Origin of the sequence: Streptomyces sp. BPTC-684, from assembly GCF_030028635.1 — a bacterium.
Classification (GTDB): Bacteria; Actinomycetota; Actinomycetes; order Streptomycetales; family Streptomycetaceae; genus Streptomyces; species Streptomyces noboritoensis.
In genome coordinates this window covers 6,049,623-6,069,662 of the sequence record NZ_CP124863.1, presented here as the reverse complement: position 1 = coordinate 6,069,662, position 20,040 = coordinate 6,049,623, and the positions used below count along the sequence as shown (strand labels likewise).

Genomic DNA, 20,040 nt, shown 5'->3' with positions numbered 1-20,040 from the left:
GGACAACCGCTAACAGGTGACGGACGAGAGATTTCAGCATCTGTCGTCCGTCACCCGGACCGCCCGCCACGGCGGGCGATGCGCCTGCGGCGGGACGGTCGGCATCGGCGGCACCGGCGCGCCCGCCGCGTCGAGGCGGCGGCGCAGCAGCTGGTTCTCCACGTACAGGTCGGCCAGGACGCGGACCTTGGAGCGCACCGCCCACTGGTCCACCGGCTTCACCAGGAAGTCCGCGACGCCGAGGTGGTAGGCGCGGGCCGCGAGGTCGTCGTCGCGGCCGATGCCGGTGACCAGGATGACCGGCAGGTTCCGGGTGTGGTCCAGGCGCTTGAGGTAGTCGACCACTTCGAGTCCGTCCATCTGCGGCATCAGCACATCGAGCAGGATCACCGCTATGCCGCCGCGCAGCACGGTCTTCAGCGCCTCGTCGCCACTGCGGGCGCACACTATCGGGCGGCCCACGGGACGCAGCACACTCTCCATGGCGAAGAGGTTGTCCTCGCGGTCGTCCACTACGAGGATCTTCCACGAACTGTCCACGTCCCAACCACACTCCCCTGCAGCCGGACTTTCACAGTAGTGCGCACCGGAGCCGAGCGCAGGAGGCCCCCGGTACCTGCCAACGGCATCTGCGCCCGCGCCCGAGGGGCCCGGTGCCGGGGCGGCGAACGTCTACGGGCGTCCGCCAGCGCAAACGGAGGCCCCGCCCACGCCTCTTCGTGTCCCGGAGCTCTCCGCGTTCGAATAATTCGGCCGGTTGTGGCTCCCTCTTTTGGCTCTTCTGCATGCGTCGACGGGACAGCGGGCCGGGCCCCGGTCGCCTAGCGTGGGGACATGGACGAGGCGCGCGGGGCAGGAGCTAGAGGGTCGTCGGCGGAGCCCGACGACCCCGCGTTCCCCGCCCGCCGGGCGCCGGGCTGCCGCAGCCTCGACGCGCTGGACGCCCAGGTGATCCGCTGCCGGGCCTGTCCGCGCCTGGTGGCCTGGCGCGAGGAGGTCGCCGCGACCAAGCGGGCGGCCTTCCGGGACTGGGAGTACTGGGGACGGCCGGTGCCGGGGTTCGGCCCGCCGGACGCGGCGATGGCGGTCGTCGGCCTCGCCCCGGCCGCGCACGGCGGCAACCGGACGGGCCGGATGTTCACGGGGGACGCTTCCGGCGACTTCCTCTTCGCCGCGCTGCACGCGGTGGGCCTGGCCTCGCAGGCGGAGGCCACGCACGCCGGGGACGGCCTCGAACTGCGGGGCGTACGGCTGGCCGCGCCCGTGCACTGCGCGCCGCCGGACAACAAGCCGACGCCTCAGGAGCGCGACACCTGCCGACCGTGGCTGTCGGCCGAACTGGAGCTGCTGAGCCCGGGGTTGCGTACGGTCGTCGTGCTCGGCGCGTTCGGCTGGCAGGCGCTGCTTCCGGTGCTGGGCGCGGCCGGTTGGCAAGTCCCGCGCCCCCGGCCGAAGTTCGGGCACGGCGTCCAGGTGGCGCTGGCCGCCTCGGAAGACGGCCGCCCGCCGCTGCATCTGCTCGGCTGCTACCACCCGAGCCAGCGCAACACGTCCACGGGACGGCTCACGCTCGCCATGCTCGTCGAGGTGTTCCGCGACGCCGCGCGCCTGTCGGGGCTCTGAAACCGCCCGCTTTGGTTGAACTTTGACCGAAGGCGGGCTTCTAGTGACCGCTTCACGGGCTCCCACCTGCCCAGATCGCACCCCGCGCGGCCCGGGTGTGTGATGGAAGATGGTCACAAGGGGCGGGAGCGACGAAAGGAGCCGGTATGCACACCGGACGGATACGTCGAGCGGCCGCCGCGACCCTGTTGTCGTGCGGTCTCGCCATGGGCGGCCTCGCCACCGCGGCAGCGGCGGCCCCGGCTACCGACCAGGGCGACGGCCACGACCGCGGCCAGGGCAGCGGCTGGTCGTGGGACGTCCACATCAGCGGCTGGATCCGGGACGACCACGGCGGCGGATGGCGCTGGGACGACCACCGCGACGGCCGGAACTGGGACGACCACAACGGCGATCACTCCTGGGACCACCACGACGGCGGCCGCGTCTGGGGCACGGTCACCTCGCGCATCGAGCTGAACGTCCGCGACAACCCGAGCCTGAACGCCGGGGTCGTCGTCGCCCTCAGCCCCGGCAGCCAGGACCGCATCGAGTGCAGGACCCACGGCTCGAACGTGAACGGAACCTCCACCTGGTACTGGCTGAGCGGCGCCCACGGCTGGGCCAGCGCCGCGTTCATGCAGGCCAGCGGCAACGTACCGAACTGCTAGGAGCGATGGCGCGGCCTTCGTTGCACTCACGTGAACAGTGCGCACTCCCGGGAATAGCGACACCGGAATCGACCTTGGAGCTGCTGAGAGCGAGGAGCCAGCAGATGCCCAAGGCGTACGCGTACACCCGGAACGGCGGGCCCGAGACCGAGGCGTTCATCGAGCGGGACCGGCCGCGCCCGGGTCCCGGCCAGTTGCTGATCGCGGTCCGGGCGGCCGGGGTGAACCCGGTCGACTGGAAGCTGCGCAGCGGCCTGCGCAGGCCGGGGGCGCCGGAGCCGGAGCTGCCCGGCGTGTTCGGCAACGAGGTCGCGGGCGTGGTCGCGGAGCTGGGCCCCGGGGTGACGGGTTTCGCCGTCGGGGACGCCGTCTTCGGCAGTCCGGTGGGCGGCGGTTACGCGGAGTACACGCTGCTGCCGGTCCCGGTGGCCGCACACAAGCCGGCGGACCTGTCGTTCACGGACGCGGCGACCCTGCCGGTGGCCGGGGCGACCGCGTACGACGGCGTGCGCCAGCTGGATCTGCCCGCCGGGGCGACGCTGCTGGTCACCGGGGTCGGCGGTGGGGTGGGCGTGGCCGTCGCCCAGATAGCCCGGGCGTTCGGGGTGCGGGTGGTCGGCACGGCGAGCGAGGGCAAGAAGGAGTTCGTCGAGTCGCTGGGCGCGGTGCACGTGTCCTCGGCGGGCGACGGGCTGGCCGGGCGCGTCCGGGCGGCGGCGCCGGACGGTGTCGACGCGGTCTTCGACCTCGTCGGCGGCGAGGCCCTGGAGGCGGTCGCCGCGCTCGTCGACGACCGTACGAAACTGATCACGGCGGCCGACGCGCCGAGGGCGGCCCGGCTCGGCGGCTCACCGGTCCTACGGGCCCGCACGGCCGCGGTGCTCGACGAGGTGGCGCGGCTCGTGGTGAGCGGGGCGCTGCGCCCGTTCGTCACGGCGACGTTCCCGCTGGAGCGCGCGTCCGAGGCGCTGCGCGCGGTCGAGGAGGGCCACGCGCGCGGCAAGGTAGTGATCGAGGTGGCGTCGTGAGCGCACCGCACCCCCTCGACAACCCCGCCCGTGCCTCCCTCACCGGGCCGCACGCCCACTTCGCCGAGCGGCTGGGACGGGTGCTGCGCTATCCGCCCGAGGTGACGCCGTGGCTGGCGCTCCCGGACGACCCCGGGCCCGAGGACTGGGCCGACGTCGCCGCGCAGGCCTGGCCCGGCAACGAGGTGCCGCTGCTCGGGATGAGCCATCTGCCGCCCGCGGGCTGGGAGTTGCTGTTCGACGCGGACGGGGTGCAGCTCGTGGACGACGGGGTGGCGGCCCGTCCGTTCGACGAGGCGGTCACGCTGACCGCGGCCGACGTGCCCGAGATGATGGAGCTGGTGGAGCGGACCCGGCCGGGCCCGTTCCTGCCGCGCACCATCGAGCTGGGCACCTATCTGGGCGTGCGCAGGGACGGCGCCCTGGTGGCGATGGCGGGCGAGCGGCTGCACCCGCCCGGCTGGACGGAGATCAGCGCGGTCTGCACCGACGACGCCTTCCGCGGCCAGGGCCTGGGCACCCGGCTGATCCTGGCGGTCGCGGCGAACATCCGGGAGCGCGGCGAGCGGCCCTTCCTGCACACGGGCGCCCGCAACACCGGCGCCATCCGTCTCTACGAATCCCTGGGTTTCCGGCTCCGCCGGACCACCCGGTTCATGTCGGCCCGGGTGCCGGACGACGAACTGGCAAGCCTCACAACATCATTTCACTCGATCGAGTGATGAAACGGTCGTGTGAATTGTTTCTGCACTTTTGGCGCTCCGGCTAGCGTCTAACGTTCCCCCCGGCGGCCCAAGCCCCCGGCCGTCACACCAACGCTATCTTTGGGGGAGAGATTGTGCGCCGCGACGAATACGTCGACGACGGTCCGCTGGAGCTCGTGGCGGTTTCCCGCCCGCACTACGAGCGGCCGTTCCTGAGGGTCCACACACAGGCCGGAGTGACCGTCGCCGAGCTGCACGGCGAGATCGACATCCAAGCCGTCCAGGCGCTGCGGCCGCGCCTGGACACCCTCACCGGGGACGGGGTGGGTGCGCTGGCCGTGGATCTGCGCCCCATCCGGTTCCTGGACTGCTCGGGCCTCGCCCTGCTGGTGCGGGCCCACCGCCGGGTGACCGAGCGGGGCGGCTCCTGGGCGCTCGTCTGCGACCATCCGCTGACCCTGCGGATCCTGCGGATCACCGCCCTCACGAACGTCCTGGGGCCCGCTCCCACACTGGAGCAGGCCCTGGACTCCGTCAGGCCCCCGAACGGGACCGCGACAGCCGGAGGGTGACCAGCTCGAAGGGACGAAGCGCCAACTCCACGACCCCGCCCACCAGTTCGGGCCGCCACCCCTCGACGAGGGGCCGCTCCAGCAGGTCGGTCGCCACCACGCCGTCCGCCTCGAAGCCCGGGGTGACCCGGGCCCGGGCCCGGCCGCCCCGCGACTCGTAGAGCCGTACGACCACGTCGCCGCTGCCGTCGTCCGCGAGCTTCACCGCGCTGACGACCACCGCGTCGTCGTCGACCGACACCAGCGGCGCCACCTCCGCGCCGCCCGCGACCCGCCGCTCCGGCAGGTTGACCCGGTAGCCCTCGCGCACCGCGTCACCGATCGTCGCTCCGGGGACGATCGCGTGCCGGAAGCGGTGCAGCCCCTGGTCGGTCTCGGGGTCGGGGAAGCGCGGGGCGCGCAGCAGCGAGACGCGGACCGTGGTGGTCGTGCCCGGCCCCTCGGCGGCGTCGCGCACGGTCCGGGTCACGTCGTGCCCGTACGTGGAGTCGTTGACGAGGGCGACGCCCCAGCCCGGCTCCTCCAGATGGACGAAGCGGTGGTTGCAGGCCTCGAACTTGGCCGCCTCCCAGCTGGTGTTGGTGTGGGTCGGCCGGTGGACATGGCCGAACTGGGTCTCCGACGCGTACCGCTCGGCGTGGACGTCCAAGGGGAACGCGGCCTTCAGGAACTTCTCGGTCTCGTGCCAGTCGACCTCGGTGTCGATGTCGAGCCGCTTGGCACCGGGGGCGAGACTGACCAGCTGGGTGACCTTGGAGCCGCCGAAGCTCCGCACGATCCGGACGGCGGCCACGCCCGCGTCCTCCACGGCCACCAGCTGGTCGAGGTCCGTCAGATCGGTCACCGTGTTGCGGTAGAACGCGTCCACGTCCCACGCGTCCCACATGTTCGGGAAGTCGGGGTGGATCTGGAGCAGGTTCGCGGCCTTTCCGGGGGCGATGGTCTCGCGTCCGGCACCGATGTCGTACGCGGACACCACCAGCCCCCGGGCGTCGATCTCCACCGAGAGCAGCCCGTTGTCCAGGACGAAGCCGCCGCCCTCGCGCGGCGCGGCGCGGCTCACGCCGGTGCGGACGGCGGGTGCGGCGGCGCCCGCCGCCACTCCGTCGCGCGCGTGGGGCGCGGAGTTGAAGACCACGGTGGCGGTGCCCTCGCCCGCGAGCACGCGCTGCGAGCCGTCGATGATCGTGTTCAGCTCCTCCGCGACGGCCGCATAGGTCTTCTCCGCCTCCCGGTGCACCCAGGCGATGGAGGAGCCGGGCAGGATGTCGTGGAACTGGTGCAGCAGAACGGTCTTCCAGATCCGGTCCAACTGCTCGTACGGATAAGGGAATCCGGTCCGCACGGCCGCCGTCGCGGCCCACAGCTCGGCCTCGCGCAGCAGGTGCTCGCTGCGCCGGTTGCCCTGCTTGGTCTTCGCCTGGCTGGTCAGCGTGGCGCGGTGCAGCTCCAGATAGAGCTCGCCCACCCACACCGGCGCGTTCGGGTACTCCGCCTGCGCCTTGGCGAAGAACTCCGCGGGGCTCTCCCACTCCACGGTCGCCGAGCCCTCCAGGCTCCGCAGCCGGGCCGCCTTGGCGACCATCTCGCGGGTGGTGCCGCCGCCCCCGTCGCCCCAGCCGGTCGGGGCCAGCGAGTGCCGGGCGTGGCCCTTGTCCTTGAAGTTGCGGGCCGCGTGCGCGATCTCGCTGCCCTTCATCGAGCAGTTGTAGGTGTCGACGGGCGGGAAGTGGGTGAAGATCCGGGTGCCGTCGATGCCCTCCCACTGGAAGGTGTGGTGCGGGAACTTGTTGGTCTGGCTCCAGGAGATCTTCTGGGTGAGCAGCCACTTGGCGCCCGCCGCCTTGATGATCTGCGGGAGCCCGGCGGCGAAGCCGAAGGTGTCCGGCAGCCAGGCCTCGTCGTTCTCCACACCGAACTCTTCGAGGAAGAACCGCTTGCCGTGCACGAACTGACGGGCCATCGCCTCCGAGCCCGGCATGTTGGTGTCCGACTCCACCCACATGCCGCCCGCGGGCACGAACCGCCCGTCGGAGACGGCCTTCTTCACGCGCGCGTACACCTCGGGCCGGTGCTCCTTGATCCAGGCGAACTGCTGCGCCTGCGACATGGTGAAGACGAAGTCCGGCTCGTCCTCCAGGAGCGCCGTCATGTTCGACGTCGTACGGGCCACCTTGCGCACGGTCTCGCGCAGCGGCCACAGCCACGCCGAGTCGATGTGCGCGTGCCCCACCGCGCTGATGCGGTGGGCGGTGGGCCCGGCCGGAACGGCCAGCACACCGGCGAGCTCGGCGCGGGCCGCCACCGCACTGCCGTTCACGTCCTGGAGGTCCACCGCGTCGAGGGCGCGGCCGATGGCCCGCAGGACGTCCCAGCGCCGGGCGCCCTCGACCGGCAGCTCGTGCATCAGCTCGCCCAGCACCTCCAGGTCGAGGACGAGCTGCCACACCGTCTCGTCGAAGACCGCGAGGTCCATCCGGGCCAGCCGGTACTGCGGCTCGGTGCCCGCGGTCTCCTTGTCGCCAAGCGCGGTCGGCACGAAGGGGTGGTAGTCGAGGATGACCGGGTTGGACGCGGCCTCGATGTGCAGCCGCACCTCCTCGCCGCCCACCGCGGGCGCACCGACGCGCACCCACTGGTTGCGCGGGTTGAGGCCCTTCACCGGGGTGCCGTCGGGGCGGTAGACGAGGCCCTCGCACTGGAAGCCCGGCATGTTCTCGTCGAAGCCGAGGTCGAGGAGCGCCTCGACGGTCTTCCCGGCCCACTCGGCCGGTACGGTCCCGGTCACCCGGAACCAGCTGGTGCCCCACGGCGCGCCCCAGGCGTCCCCGACCGCGATCGGCTCGGGGACGCCGGCCAGCCCCTCGGCCACCGGGACGGGCTCGTCCGGCGCGTGCCACACCGCCACTTCCAGCGGGACGGATTCGGGGTACACGGCGGGGCGGATGCGCTCGTCGAGGACTCGCTTGAGGCGGGCTTCGACCAGGCTGCGGTCGTCATGCATGAGGGGCTGCTCCGTGGGTCGAGGGTCGAGCGGGGTGCGGATCGCCAGGAGGTGGAAGGGGTTACCAGCGGTGGACGGTGAAGGCGGGTGCGGAAGCCGTGTAGAGCTCGTCGACGGCCCGTATCTCGAACCGCGCCGACCGCTCGCCTCCTTCCGGCTCCAGTGCGGGAACGAAGAAGGCATTCCCGCACGTTCCCCCGAGGAAGCGGCGGCTTCCCCCGGGCAGCACGCGGTGCAGCTCGTAGTGGCGCACCGCGCCGGGCGCCCGGCGCCACGCGAAGCGCAGCGAGGTGCCCGCGGCGCCGGTCGCGGAAGCGGTGACGCGGAGTCGGGCCGGCGCGGTCGGCCTCGTGGCGGCCGTGTCGCGCACCGCCAGCGCGCCCAGGCGCCACTTGGCGCGGCCCTCGGCGGTGAGCCGGACGCCGAGCGAACGGACCGTCCCGGAAAGGGTGTTCAGCCGCAGGGTCGCGGTGGTCCAGTCGGCGGCGCCCGCCCGCAGCGTGCCCGCCGGGACGTAGGTGTACGGGACCGGGTCGCCGGGGTGGGCGGGCTCGCGCAGGGCGACCGCGAGCTCGACGGTGACCGTGCCCTCGTCGGCCCGGTGGGTGAGCTCGACGACCGTGGACCGGGACAGCGGCAGCCGGGTCGCGTGGAGCTCGACCGTGGCGGGCGCGTCGAAGTCGCCGTCGACCAGGAGGCTGGACCCGCCGCGCCAGGCGTCCGCGAAGTCGAAGGCGACGGCCGGGCGGCGCCCGCTCGTACGGACCACCCAGCGGCGGCCCGGGAGCCGGTCCTGGAGGCCGAGGTGGTTCCACTCGGCGGCCGAGGTCACCTCGCCGCCCTCGTACCAGCGCAGGCCGTGCCCGGTGTTGAAGGAGGTCGCGAACGGCAGCCGGTCGACCGTCGACCGGTCCGCGACCACCGTCGCCGGGGCGCGCCAGCCGTCCGTGTCGGGCTGCGAGGGGTCGAGCGAACGGCCGGTCCAGAACCGGTCGTCGGCCGCGTGGAACTGCGCCGGGGTGCGGCCCGCGGGCAGTTGGTTGCGGGTCCACTCGGGCCGGTAGAGACCGTACGAGACGATGTGCGCCCGGTCCCGGGGCACGATGGCGTCCCAGTCCACGGAACTGTCCCACCCATGGGCCTCGACGTCGACGCCCGCCCACAACTCGTAGCGGCTGCGACCGAGCCGCCCCGCGAGCTCACCGGAGGCAGCGAGGGTCTCGCCCGACCACCGAAAGTCCACGAACATCGAGTCGGCACTACGGAAGAAGTCCTGGTTCCGTTCGTTGAGCGCGCCCTGCCACCCCACAGACCCACCGACGGTCATCGCGTCGTACCAGGTGATCCGCAGCCCGGCGGCCTCGCTGCGGGCCTTGAGGTCCCGTACGAAGGCGAGCATGTCGGCGCCGAGGGCCGCGTCGCCGCCGTCGGTCTCGGCGTTGACGAACCAGCCGTCGAAGCCGTGCGCGACCGCGACCTCGACGAGCTTCGCGGCGAGCGGGAACCGGCCGAGCGAGTCGCGCCGCACCAGGTCGCGGGTCCAGCGCAGCTCGCCGCCCCACGCGGTCGGCGGCAGGAAGACGGTGCCGAGCACGGGCACGCCGTTGCCGTGGGCCGCGTCCACGACCGGCGCGTTGGGCGCCAGGATCAGCCCCTCCCCCGCCGAACCGCCCCAGAAGACCAGCTCGTCGAGGTAGGCCCAGTGGGTGAGCGCGTAGTAGTCGGCGGTGGCCGCGCCCTGGGACGGGTTGCCCGCGGTGTGCTCGAACGACACGAGCGCCTGAATACGGGCCTGCCCGGCCCGCGCGGTGCGGTTCACCGGCACCGGGGCGAACCTCCGGGCGAGCGGCACGGTAGCGGCATTGAAGGGCAGGTCCGGGTCTTCCTCGGCCCGCCAGTCCGTCAGACTCCGCCAGGTGACGCCGGGCCCGGGGCTGCCGGAGGGAAGCGAGTCCGGATACCAGTACGAGGCGTACGGCTGAAGGTCGACGGGGCCGCCCTCGACGGCCCGCGCGGGAAGGGCCGGCACGACGACAGCGGCAGCCGTCCCCGCGCCCGCGAGGACGACGGCGCGACGGGTGGGCCCGGGGAGGTGCTGGGGCATGGGGTCTCCGTTTCGGGTCGGGGATGGTGCGGGGCTGAACTAATGGCCCGGTTGGGCGCCGGGGGCGTGCCAGGCTGAACTCATCGCCCTGCCGGGCCGGGCATTCGTGCTGGGCTGAGCAGACATCGACCTGCCGGGCCGGGCATTCGTGCTGGGCTGAGCGAACATCGACCTGTCGGGCCGGGGATTCGTGCTGGGCTAATCCCATCCCCCTCAAGGGGCGCGGGGAACTGCGCGACCAGCCACGCACGGTCCGCAGCCGAACACACCGCCCCACGCCGAGCGCTCAGCTCACCTCCTCCGGGACCACAACCTCACCAATGCCGCGCAGCGCGAGGTGCTCCTGGTCAGAAGCCCGGCTCGCCAGCACCACCGCAGGCCGAACCCCCTCCGCAACAAGCCGCGCGAACGCCTCGAACACCGGCCCCCCGGGCGCGCACACAGAACGGCGCGGCGCCAAAAGCTCGTCCCCCACGTCCACGACCAGCGCGGTGGTCCGGGGCGCAGGCGCATGCACACGCCCCCGCCACTCCCGGGCCAGCCGGGCCACGACCTCCCCCGCCGGCTTCACCCGCCCGGAAGTGCTCAACAGCCCAAGGCTGTACTCCAGTTCGGGAAAGTCGGCCAGCGACCGGTCCACGTCGTGGGAGCACCACCACGTGACCCCCCACAGATCCGCGCAGTCCAGCGCGTTCACCACCGTCGCCTCGGTGAACGCCGCCGCGTGCCCGGCGGGAATCAAGGGGGCGGGCGCCCCGACCTCCTGGAGCCACACCGGCCGCCGCGGATCGTCGGCCCACGCCTTCGACAGCTCCACGAGGTACGCGGCGTGGTGCTCGGTCGCCGTACCGCTGCGCCCGTGCGCCTGGGCCGTACCGTTGAACACCCAGGAGTGCACGGTGGTCATGGCGCCGAGCCGCGCGGCGTGCGCGGGCGTGAACGGCTGGTCGTCCTGGTACCAGGCGGCGTCGTACTCGGCGTGCACATGCGGCTTGCCGGGCGCGCCCTCCTCGCACGCGGCGAGCATCCGCCCCAGCCACGCCCCGGCCTGCGCGGGCGTGATGCGGTCGGGGTCGGGGTGCGGCCCGGCCGCGAACTGGTTGATCTCGTTGCCGAGCGTCATCCCGATGAAGTTGGGCCGGTCCGCGAGCGCCCCCGCGAGGGTGCGCAGCAGCGCCGCCTGCCCGTCGAGCACCTCGGGGTCGGTGAAGAGGCTGCGCCGGTGCCAGGTCTGGGTCCAGGCGGGCAGGAAGTCGAAGCTCGACAGATGGCCCTGGAGCCCGTCGACGTTGACGTCGAGGCCGCGTTCGCCCGCCGCGTCGGCGAGCTGGACCAACTGCTCGACCGCGCGCGGCCGGATCAGGGTGCGGTTGGGCTGGAAGTACGGCCACACCGGGAAGACCCGGATGTGGTCGAGGCCGAGCGCCGCGATCGCGTCGAGGTCGGCGCGTACCGCATCGAGGTCGAAGTCGAGCCAGTGGTGGAACCACCCCTGGCCGGGCGTGTAGTTGGCGCCGAAGCGCACGGCAGCAGGCATGCGGGCCTGTTCTGAAGGCATGCGGGTCCGTTCTGTGGGCGTACTTGCGGGAGCGGAGGAGCGGTGCCGCAGGGCTCAGCCCTTGACGGCTCCCTCGCCGACGCCGCGGAAGAAGTAACGCTGCAGGCAGGCGAAGAGCACGATGAGCGGGGCGACCGCGATGACCGTGCCCGCCGCGACGAGCCGTTCGTCGTTGGCGAAGGTGCCGTGCAGATAGTTCAGGCCGATGGTGAGGGTGAAGCGGTCCGGGTCGCTGAGGACGATCAGCGGCCACAGGAAGTCGTCCCAGGCGCCCATGAAGGCGAAGATGGCGACCACGGCGAGGGTGCCCTTGACCGCGGGCAGGGCGATCCGCAGATAGCGCTGCCAGGCGTTGGCGCCGTCGACGTACGCCGCCTCCTCCACCTCGTACGGCAGGTTGAGGAAGGCGTTGCGCATCAGCAGGACGTTCATCGCGCCGATGGAGCCGGGCAGCACGACCGCGACGAGAGTGTTGTTGAGGCCGAGGTCCCGCATGGTGGTGAACTGGGCGATGATGATGCCCTCGACGGGGACCAGCATGGCGAGGATGAACGCGAGGGTGGCCGCCCGGCGGCCCCGGAAGCGCATCCGGGCCAGAGCGTACCCGGCGAGCGAGGCGCCCACGCAGTTGGTGACGACGTTGGCGGCGGCGACCTTCAGCGAGTTCAGGGCGTAGTCCCAGACCGGGATGGTGTCGGCCACGCGCGCGTAGTTGTCGAGGGTGGGCTGCCCGGGCAGGAACTTCGGCGGGGAGCTGAAGATGTCCTCGTGCGGCCCCTTGAGCGAGGTGGAGAGCTGCCAGAGGAACGGGCCCACGGTGAGGGCCAGGACCGCCAGGAGCAGCACGTACCGCAGCACGAGCTGCCAGAGGGGGACGCGTCGCCCTTCCTTGTCGGTGACGCCCGCCCGACGGCGGCGCACGGCGGTCGCCGCGCCCGTACCGCTCGCGGTACCGGTGTCGGTCTCGATGCTCACGCGTCCTCCCTCCGGTCCGCCCGCAGCACGAGCAGCATCAGCGCGACGGTGACGACGAAGACGACCACGGAGATCGCCGAGGCGTAGCCGACCCGGCCGGTCAGGCCGGTGCCGACGCGCTGGACGAGCATCACCAAGGTGGTGTCCTCGCCCGCGGGGCCGCCGCTGGGGCCCGCCATCAGATAGACCTCGGAGAAGACCTTGAAGGCCGAGACCGAGGAGAGCGCGGCGACCAGGACCATGGTGGAGCGCAGTGCGGGCACGGTGACGGTGAAGAAGCGGCGCACCGCTCCGGCCCCGTCGACCGCCGCGGCCTCGTGCAGTTCGCGCGGCACATTGGCCAGCGCCGCCAAGTAAATGATCATGTAGTAGCCGAGGCCCTTCCAGACCGTGACCGCCATCGCGCTGCCCAGCAGCAGCCACTGGTCGCTGAGGAAGCCGACCTTGCCGACGCCCACCGCCTCCAGGACCGAGTTGATCAGCCCCCGGTCGTCGAGCATCCACACCCAGATCAGGCCGACCACGACGATGGAGGCCACGACCGGGGTGTAGAACGCGGCCCGGAAGAAGGCGATGCCGGGGATGTGCCGCTGGACGAGCAGCGCGAGCAGCAGCGGCAGGACCACCAGGGCCGGGACCACGCCGAGGACGTACAGCGTGCTGTTGCGCAGGCCGGTCCAGAACATGTCGTCGTGCCACAGCTCGCGGAAGTTGGCGAGGCCCACGTAGTGGCCGGGCACCAGGGTGCGGCGGTCGGTGAAGGAGTTCACCACGGTGCTGACGAACGGGTACAGGCTGAACACGCCGACGACGAGCAGTCCGGGCGCCGCGAACAGCCAGGGGCTGGACGGCAGCTGGCGCCGGATGCGGCGGCCGGACCGGTGCGGACCGGAGCGGGGGCTCCGGTCCGCCGGGGCGGCGGCGAGGGTGCCGGACGGGTCCGCCGGGGCGGCGGTGGGGCTGTTCACGAACGGCTCAGCTCTGCTTCAGCAGCTGGTCACAGGCCTTGACAGCGTTGTCAAGCGCTTCCTTGGGGCTCTGTTTGCCCTGGAGCGCCTTGGCCACCTCGTTGCGCAGCGCAGTCTTCATCTGCTCGCTGAACAGCACGGGCGTGTAATTGACCGCCGTCTTCAGGGACTTGGCGGCGGCGATCCGCACCCGGGTGTCGTCGGTGCCGTCCTCCTTGGTGAAGTACGGGTCGTCGAGCGAGCCCGCGGTGCTCGGGAAGATGGCGACCTTCTTGGCGAACTCCATCTGGCGGGTCGCGTCGGTCACGAAGTGCGCGAAGGCGACGGCCGCGGGCTTCTGCTTGGTCCTGCTGTTCACCATGACGCCCATGACGTACATGTTGGCCTTGCCGGTGCTGGTGATCTGGTCGGTGATCCCGATGTTCTTGTAGAGCGTCGGGGCCTGCTTCTTGAAGTTGGCGAGGTCGAGGGCGCTGCCGGGGTTCATGGACACCGACTCGGTGAGGAACTTGTGGCCGGCCGACTCGGGGGTGGCGGTCAGCGCCTGCGGGTCGAGCGCCTTGGCGTCGTACAACTCCTTGTACCTGGTGAGGAGTTCGACCCCCTTGGCGTCGTTGAAGGCGAAGCCGTCGCCGCTCTTGTTCATCGGCTCGACGCCGTAGCGCCCGAAGTCCTCGATGGTGGGCACGTTGGCGAAGGTCGCGATCTTCCCGTTGCTCTTGCGGGCCATCGCAAGGCCGTCGGCGAAGACCTCGTCGTACGTCCTCGGCGGCTTGGCCGCGTCCAGCCCGGCGTCGTTGAACAGCCGCTTGTTGTAGAACAGCGGGCCGGTGTTGAGGTACCAGGGGAAGGCGTACGTGCCCTGCAGGCCGGGTATCTGGTGGCTCTGCCAGGCGCCGGGCAGATACTCCTTGCGGTACTCGGCCGCGGCCTTGTCGAGGTCGAGCGCGAGACCGGCCTTCGCGAGCGGGGCCACCAGGTCCGGCGAGACGTTGACGACGTCGGGCAGGGTGCCGCCGGCGGCGTCGGCGCTGATCTTGTCGGCGTAGCCCTCGGCGGGCCGGTCGACCCACTTCACCTCGGTGCCGGGGTACTTCTTCCGGAAGTCCGCGATCACGCCGTTGAAGTAGTCCTTGAAGTTCGCCTGGAGGTTCCAGGTCTGGAAGGTGATCTTCCCTTCGACCTTGCCGGACGCGTCGGACGAACCGGAGTCGGAGTCGGAGTCGCCGGAGCAGGCGCTCAGCGGCAGGACGGCGGCGAGGACGGCGGCAGCGGCGAATGCCCTGCGGGAGATGCGCACGGTGTACGGCTCCTTTGCTCGGACCAGACGTGCGGACGGCGGCGGCCGGCCTCGCAGGGGGCCCGGGGGCTGTCCCCCCGGAAAGGCGCGGTACCGGACGCTCACATCGGCAGACTTTGCGGTGCGAATCTTCAAAAAGTCAATAGGCAGCCCTAGTTGGATGATGTACGTGCAGGTCACCGATGTGAATCGGGGTAGTTGCGGCGATCTACTAATGCGCTTTAGGGTCGTGGTGCTCAAGCGCATTAGTACGCTGGGGCATTCACCGGCCGCAGACCGGCCGGATCCAGCGGGAAAGGGGCACGGGTGACGGACAGCCCGCCGTCCGGCAAGGACACGCAGGCGGCCCGGCGCACGGTGGCGCGCCGCCCGACGATGAAGGACATCGCCCAGCGGGCCGGGGTGTCGGAGAGCGCGGTGTCGTTCGCGCTCAACGACCGCCCCGGCGTCTCCGAGGTCACCCGGGACCGGGTCCGCCGGGTCGCCGAGCAGTTGGGCTGGCGGCCGAGCACGGCGGCCCGGGCGCTCTCCGGCGAGGGCGCGGCCACGGTCGGCCTGGTGGTGGCGCGCCCGGCGGAGACGCTCGGGGTGGACTCGTTCTTCCTCCAGTTGATCTCCGGCATCCAGGAGGTCCTGGCGGAGCGTCAACTCGGCCTGCTCTTCCAGGTGGTGGAGGACGTGCGGGCCGAGTGCGCGGTGTACCGGCGGTGGTGGGCCGAGCACCGGGTGGACGGCGTCCTGGTGGTGGACCCGCGCACCGACGACCCGCGCCCGGAGCTGCTCGACGAGCTCGGGCTGCCGGGGGTCGTGATCGGCGGGCTGCCGGGCACGCACCCGAACCTGTCGCAGGTGCGCGCCGACGACACCGGGGCGATGGCGGCGGTCGTCGGCAGGCTGTACGAGCTGGGCCACCGCAGGGTCGTGCACATCGCGGGCCTGGACTCGCTGGCCCACACCGACCGCCGCATCCGCTCCCTGCGCGCCGAGGCGGAGCGGCGCGGTCTGACCGGGGTGCGCTCGGTGACCACGGACTACTCGGACACCGAGGGCGCGGCGGTGACCCGCCGGGTGCTGGGCGGGGAGGCGGCGCCGACCGCGCTGGTCTACGACAACGACGTGATGGCGGCGGCGGGAGCCGCCGTGGTGGCGGGGCTCGGCCTCTCGGTACCGGGCGACGTCTCGATCGTGTCGTGGGAGGACTCGGTGCTGTGCCGGATGGTCCACCCGTGGCTCACCGCGCTCTCCCGGGACACCATCGCGTTCGGGCGGCTCGCCGCGCGGGAGCTGGCCGCGCTGCTCGACGGCGGCGCCGCCCGGTCGGTCCCGATGCCGCTGCCCCGGCTGATCGAGCGCGAGAGCACCGCTCCCCCGCCGCTCACCCGGGCCTGAGCAGCAGCAGCGCCACGTCGTCGCTGCGCCCCTGGGTCTCCTGGACATGGCGTACGAGGCTGTCGGCGACCTCCTCCAGGGGGCGCCCGCCCACGTCCGCGAGCCGGTCGGCGACGGCGGCCACCGACTCGTCGAGGTCGACGCCCGCGATCTCGACGAGGCCGTCGGTGTACAGCGCGAGGACGGAGCCGGGCGGCAGCGGCACCTCCGTGGTCGGGTAGACGGCGTCCGCGTCGATGCCCAGCAGCGGGCCGCCGGCCAGATCCAGTGTGCGCACTCGGCCGTCCGGGTCCCTGAGCAGCGGCTGGGGATGTCCGGCGCGGGCCAGCAGGGCGCGTCCGCGCGCGGTGTCCAGGTGCAGGTAGATGCAGCTGGCGAAGCGCTCGGTGGCGAGGTCGACGAGCAGCCGGTTGGTGGACTCCATGACCCGGCCGGGGGTCTGGCCGACGGCGGTGTAGGCGCGTACGGCGGTGCGGACCTGGCCCATCAGGCCCGCCGCGGTGACGTTGTGGCCCTGGACGTCCCCGATCACGGCGGCGGCCGCGGTGCCGACGGGCACCAGGTCGTAGAAGTCGCCGCCGATGTCCATGCCCTGGGTGCCCGGCAGATAGCGCGCGGCCACTTCCAGCCCGGGCAGGTCCGGCAGGGTGTCCGGCAGCAGGGCCTCCTGGAGGCCGTGGGCGAGCCGGTGCTTGGCGTCGTAGAGCCGCGCCCTCTCCAGGGCCTGCGCGATGAGCCCGCCCACGCTGGTCAGCACCGCGCGCTCCTCGGCCGTGAAGGTGCGCTCCTCGGCGTAGCCCAGCACACAGGTGCCCACGGCGCGGCCGGAGGCGACCAGCGGCAGATAGGCCCAGGCGGCCATGCCGTCGGGGGTGGCGTACCGGATCGGATAGAGGCGCTCCAACTGCCCGCGCGACTCGTAGAACCCCGGTACGCCGGTGAGCAGGGCGCGTACGCCCGGCGTCTGGGCGGTCAGCGGCATCCCGTCGAACCGGTCCACCACCGAGGGGTCCTCGTAGCCGCGCTGGCCCAGTACGTGCAGGCGCCCGCCGGAGGAGCCGAGCATGACGAGGGTCCGGCTGCCCACGGCCGGCATGATCTCGTCGGCGACCAGGTCGATCACGTCCCGTACGCCCACGGCCTCGGTCAGGGCGCTGGCCAGGCTCAGGACGTGCGAGATGGTCACGAGGCGGCCCGGCCCCTCCCCCGCGTCGCGCTGCGGACGGCCTCCCCGGGGCGTGGCGCGGGCCCGGGTGATGCGCACGCTGAGCCCGGTGGTGCCGGGGTAGAGCCGGAAGGAGAGCCAGTCGCCGGGCGGGCGCAGCGCCACGAACGAGGTGATCCGCTGGCTGAGCAGCGCGGCCCGGTAGCGGTCCTCGTACATCGGGTCGTTCAGCCACGGCAGGGTCACCCACGGCGCGGTGCCGAGCAGCCGCTCGACCGGGACGCCGAGCAGGTCGGCCGACGCCTGGTTGGCGTACTCGACCCGCCCGTCGAGATCGAGCGCGCACAGCCCGTACGGCAGGCGCGCGGCCATCCGGGCGGCCTCGGCGGCGCGGACCTCCCCCTGCGGCTCCACCGGGCGCGCCCCGGGCTCCGGCAGCACCGGCCTGCCCTGGCCCGCGGCCCACTCCATGTACTCGGCGAGCCGGTCGCAGGCGGCGCCGAGCCGCTCGCGCTCGTGGCGGGTGAGGTCCGCGGGGTGCGAGCCGGGCCAGGTCGCGTAGACGGCCCCGTAGACGGTGTCGGCGGTGGCCACGGGGAGCGCGGCCAGGGCGAAGGGGTAGGGCAGCACGACCGCGATCCGGGGGTAGCGGCCGGCCATCTCCTCCTCGCCGCCGACCCAGACCAGACGCCGCTCGCGGGCCGCGTCGGCGACCGGGATGGGGGCGGCGAGCCCGACCCGCTCCCAGGGCGCGGCGAACACCCTGGGCAGCCCCGCGATCGCGGTCATGACCAGGACGTTCTCCCCGGGATCGAGCACATAGACGGCGCCGGAGTGCGCCTGGACGTCGTCGAGGAGCCCGGTCAGCACCCGGGAGAGCACCGCCTGGTGCGGGGGCGCGCGGTCGGGCCGGGGCCCGGGCGCATCCCGGTCGGGCACGGCGGACCACCTCCTCCACGGCCGCGCGCGGACACCTCTGGAGGATCCAGGCTGCCCGCTCGCGGCCGTCCCCGCACGGCGAGGGGGCCCGGCGGCTGGGCCCGGGAGCGCGGGGGAGCCGACCGGGGGACAGCGCCGCCGGGGAGACGGCGATTCGCGCGGAAGATCCCTTTGCCTCCGTTATAAATCGGACGAAATAACTGACGGATCGTCCGGTCGGAAGAGGGGACTCCGAGTGCGACAAATGCCCCGGTCGGGGGCACAGCAGCCCTTATGCGAAAGGCAGTTGAACTTCGACCGGGCCAACTACTTCCGGCCTGCCGCCTCGTTCACTCATCAGTGAGAGTCACTTCATGTGGGCAGCGTGTGACGTATCAACGCAAGTCATGTCCACACCATCTAATTTTCGACGCACCTTCCCACCCACGAAGGAAGCCTCATGCGCCGAACCACCCTCGCCGCCGCGCTGTCAGCCGCCGTCGCCCTGACCGCCGCGGTCGCCATGCCGACCGCCGAGGCCGCCCCCCACGGCGCCCTCCGCCCCGCCCTCGACGCCAAGCCGTTCCGGCCGCCGCTGCCGATCACCGCACCCACCGTGACCCGGACCCTGAGCCCCGGGGTCACCCTCAGCACGTACACCTTCGGCAAGAAGAACGCGGACGACTTCTGGACCGTGCACGTGTACCTGCCCGCCGCCCCCGGCGGGCAGGTCGGCAAGGCCACGATCGAGCTGGGCCCCAAGGACACGGCGGACCAGGTCGCCCAGGCCCTGCGCGAGAAGGGCTTCCTGCCGCGGGTCGAAGAGGTCCGCTCGCCCGCGTACGCCGACCTGGAGGCGGGCACGCTGGGCTGGACGGTCCGGGTGGGCGGCTTCGCCGAGCGGCCCGAAGCGACCGCGGCGCTGGCCAAGGTGAAGGCCGCCGGGTTCACCGGCGACACGCGCTACACCGCACAGGACGGCACCGACCTCCAGGCCCCGGAGAAGGTCAACGTCATAAGAGTCGACTTCGGTAAGTTCCGGGGCAAGGTGGACACCGAGTTCGGGCCCACCCTGCACGGCACCGAGCCGGCGACCGACCTCATCGCCCGCGCGGGCGCGATCGCGGGCATCAACGGCCAGTGGTTCTACAACGACGCCCCCGGCGGGTTCTACGTCAAGGACGGCAAGGTGCTCGCCTCGGCGACCCAGGGCCGGGGCGCGATCATCATCACCAAGGGCGGCCGCAAGGTCCGCGTCGACGCCATCGAGGCGCACATCTCGCTGCAGACGCCGGGCGGCGCCATCGAGGAGATCGACGGCGTCAACCGCTTCCCCGGCGACGTCTGGAACTGCGGCGGAGTCGGCGGCGACACCCCGACCGAGGAGCCGCAGCACGACTTCGAGTGCACCGACCCGAGCGAGCTGGTGCAGTTCACCCCCGAGTGGGGCACCCCGCCCAAGGGCGCGGGCGCCGAGGCCGTCCTGGACGCCGACGGCGACGTGGTCGCGGTGAACTCCTCGCGCGGGGCCGCCGTCCCGGCCGGCGGATCCACCATCCAGGCCATCGGGGACAGCGCGGACTGGCTGCTCGACCATGTGCACGTGGGCGACGAACTCGGCATCCGCACCCTCGTCAGCGACAGCTACGGCCGCCCGGTCCCGCTCACCCGGGACACCACGATCATGCAGGTCGGCCCGACCCTGGTGCGCCGCGGCAGGGTGTCGGTGAACGCGATGGCCGACGGCATCATCCGGTTCGGCGCCGACCAGTCGTTCACGTACGACTGGACCAACCGGGCCAATCCGCGCTCGATGATGGGCGTGGACGACCGCGGCCGGCTGATGCTGGCCGTCGTCGACGGCCGCCAGGCGGGCTACAGCGAGGGGCTGAGCATCGCGCGCACCGCGGAGCTGATGCGCCAGCTCGGCGCCCGCGAGGCGCTCAACCTCGACGGCGGCGGCTCCAGCGTGATGGCCACGGCGGCCGACGGCGTCGTCAACCGCCCGTCGGACTCCTCGGGCGAGCGCTCGCTGGGCGACGCCTGGGTCATCAAGCCCTGAGCCCGTACCTCCCGTACGCG

At 72.5% G+C, this 20,040-nt stretch carries 15 protein-coding genes; 7 read left to right on the top strand and 8 right to left on the bottom strand.

Annotation, left to right across the window (positions count from 1 at the left end):
• Positions 1-33: 33 nt before the first annotated feature.
• Complete coding sequence (locus tag QIY60_RS26990; protein ID WP_283144772.1) at positions 34-540, bottom strand: response regulator; 507 nt, start codon at positions 538-540, stop codon at positions 34-36.
• 294 nt (positions 541-834) lie between these two features.
• Between QIY60_RS26990 and QIY60_RS26985 the strand changes: the two genes are divergently transcribed.
• The 5 genes from QIY60_RS26985 to QIY60_RS26965 all read left to right on the top strand — a co-directional run bounded on the left by QIY60_RS26985 (position 835) and on the right by QIY60_RS26965 (position 4,577).
• On the top strand, positions 835-1,623 hold the full coding sequence (locus QIY60_RS26985) for a uracil-DNA glycosylase (RefSeq protein ID WP_283144771.1): 789 nt from the start codon (positions 835-837) through the stop codon (positions 1,621-1,623).
• A 146-nt stretch (positions 1,624-1,769) separates the two neighbouring features.
• The gene (locus QIY60_RS26980) at positions 1,770-2,273 is read left to right on the top strand and encodes a hypothetical protein (protein ID WP_283144770.1); all 504 of its coding nucleotides are present in this window, start codon (positions 1,770-1,772) and stop codon (positions 2,271-2,273) included.
• A 104-nt stretch (positions 2,274-2,377) separates the two neighbouring features.
• A complete protein-coding gene (locus tag QIY60_RS26975) occupies positions 2,378-3,301 on the top strand; it encodes an NADP-dependent oxidoreductase (protein ID WP_283144769.1) in 924 nt (307 codons plus the stop codon).
• Positions 3,298-4,023: a GNAT family N-acetyltransferase gene (locus QIY60_RS26970; protein ID WP_283144768.1), complete on the top strand. Its 726-nt coding sequence runs from the start codon at positions 3,298-3,300 to the stop codon at positions 4,021-4,023. Before QIY60_RS26975 ends, QIY60_RS26970 begins: the two co-directional genes overlap by 4 nt.
• A 116-nt stretch (positions 4,024-4,139) precedes the next feature.
• A complete protein-coding gene (locus QIY60_RS26965; protein ID WP_283144767.1) occupies positions 4,140-4,577 on the top strand; it encodes an STAS domain-containing protein in 438 nt (145 codons plus the stop codon).
• On the opposite strand, the gene QIY60_RS26960 is transcribed toward QIY60_RS26965, so the two are convergent.
• From QIY60_RS26960 to QIY60_RS26935, 6 genes are all read right to left on the bottom strand, one after another.
• Entirely contained in the window at positions 4,540-7,581 is a 3,042-nt protein-coding gene (locus tag QIY60_RS26960) for a glycoside hydrolase family 38 C-terminal domain-containing protein (RefSeq protein WP_283144766.1), read from the bottom strand. The genes QIY60_RS26965 and QIY60_RS26960 overlap by 38 nt on opposite strands.
• Positions 7,582-7,642: 61 nt before the next feature.
• A complete protein-coding gene (locus QIY60_RS26955) occupies positions 7,643-9,685 on the bottom strand; it encodes an endo-beta-N-acetylglucosaminidase (RefSeq protein ID WP_283144765.1) in 2,043 nt (680 codons plus the stop codon).
• Positions 9,686-9,971: 286 nt separating this feature from the next.
• Positions 9,972-11,222: a glycosyl hydrolase gene (locus tag QIY60_RS26950; protein ID WP_283144764.1), complete on the bottom strand. Its 1,251-nt coding sequence runs from the start codon at positions 11,220-11,222 to the stop codon at positions 9,972-9,974.
• 75 nt (positions 11,223-11,297) lie between these two features.
• Positions 11,298-12,164, bottom strand: a complete 867-nt coding sequence (locus QIY60_RS26945) for a carbohydrate ABC transporter permease (protein WP_283146088.1) — start codon at positions 12,162-12,164, stop codon at positions 11,298-11,300.
• Positions 12,165-12,214: 50 nt separating this feature from the next.
• Complete coding sequence (locus QIY60_RS26940; RefSeq protein ID WP_283146087.1) at positions 12,215-13,084, bottom strand: sugar ABC transporter permease; 870 nt, start codon at positions 13,082-13,084, stop codon at positions 12,215-12,217.
• Positions 13,085-13,193: 109 nt separating this feature from the next.
• Positions 13,194-14,486, bottom strand: coding sequence for an extracellular solute-binding protein (locus QIY60_RS26935; RefSeq protein ID WP_283144763.1), 1,293 nt, complete (start codon positions 14,484-14,486; stop codon positions 13,194-13,196).
• A gap of 375 nt (positions 14,487-14,861) precedes the next feature.
• On the opposite strand from QIY60_RS26935, the gene QIY60_RS26930 reads away from it, so the two are divergent.
• Positions 14,862-15,875: a LacI family DNA-binding transcriptional regulator gene (locus tag QIY60_RS26930; protein ID WP_283146086.1), complete on the top strand. Its 1,014-nt coding sequence runs from the start codon at positions 14,862-14,864 to the stop codon at positions 15,873-15,875.
• Here the strand turns inward: QIY60_RS26930 and QIY60_RS26925 are convergent.
• Positions 15,862-17,979 (bottom strand): SpoIIE family protein phosphatase, encoded by a 2,118-nt coding sequence (locus QIY60_RS26925; protein WP_283144762.1) that lies wholly within the window; start codon positions 17,977-17,979, stop codon positions 15,862-15,864. The genes QIY60_RS26930 and QIY60_RS26925 overlap by 14 nt on opposite strands.
• Positions 17,980-18,418: 439 nt before the next feature.
• On the opposite strand from QIY60_RS26925, the gene QIY60_RS26920 reads away from it, so the two are divergent.
• Entirely contained in the window at positions 18,419-20,020 is a 1,602-nt protein-coding gene (locus QIY60_RS26920; RefSeq protein ID WP_283144761.1) for a phosphodiester glycosidase family protein, read from the top strand.
• Positions 20,021-20,040 lie beyond the last annotated feature (20 nt).